Below are 861 nucleotides of genomic sequence, written 5' to 3'. Positions count from 1 at the left end.
GCGCTCGTGCCCTGGGGCGGCATCGGATTCATGGGCATCGAAATAGATTTTATTGTAAAATAATGAGAACCATCGACCAAATCAAAGAGAGCATTGCGGCCGATTTCATGAAGAACGAAACGGTAGCAGGCCTGTTCGGATTTCCGGCAGGCGACAATTTTACAACACACTTCAGCAAGGTGTCGATCATCAATATCCTGTTCTACGTCTTTGCCTCTGCGGCGTGGGTGTTGGAGCGGCTGTTCGAGGCGCACAAATCAGAGGTTGAGGCGCGCATCGAAGAAATCATCCCGCATCGAGCCAAATGGTACAAAAGCAAGGTATTGGAGTTCATGAAGGACAAGGTGCTGATTCCCGACACCGACTGCTACGATACGACCGATATGAAGGCCGAGGCCATCGCCGCTGCGCACGTAGTGAAATACGCCACGGCCGACGAAAACAAGGATACCTCCATCGTGACGATCAAGGTTGCCGGAGAAGAGGCCGGGCATCGCTGTCGCCTGTCGGACGAGGTGGAAACGCAACTGGAAGGCTACTTGGCCGAAATCAAGGACGCAGGCGTGCGCATCAACCTGGTAAACGCCGATGCCGACACGTTCAACTGCTCGGTGGACATCTACTACAATGCCATGCTGTTGCCCGAGAACGTGCAGCGCGCCTGCGAAGCGGCCATCCGTAACTACATCGAAAATCTACCCTTCAATGGCGAGTACACCAACATGGCGTTGATTGATACACTGCAAGGAGTCGAGGGCGTAAAGATCGCAGAGTTCCGGCAAGCGACCACGGTTGCTGCCGGCGCCGCGACGGTCACGACTATCGATGCCCGTCATGTTCCGGCCGCCGGCTATTTCCGGG

Annotated in this window: 1 protein-coding gene; it reads left to right on the top strand. The window is 55.2% G+C overall.

Annotation, left to right across the window (positions count from 1 at the left end; all coding sequences use genetic code 11):
- Window positions 1-62: 62 nt before the first annotated feature.
- A partial coding sequence (locus QZ298_RS08555) for a hypothetical protein (protein WP_296008096.1) occupies window positions 63-861 on the top strand: 799 nt, incomplete at its 3' end.

Origin of the sequence: uncultured Alistipes sp. (assembly GCF_910580175.1) — a bacterium.
In the GTDB taxonomy this organism is placed as follows: Bacteria; Bacteroidota; Bacteroidia; order Bacteroidales; family Rikenellaceae; genus Alistipes.
Note: the sequence above shows the minus strand (reverse complement) of the source record. Positions and strands in the feature narration are given on the sequence as shown.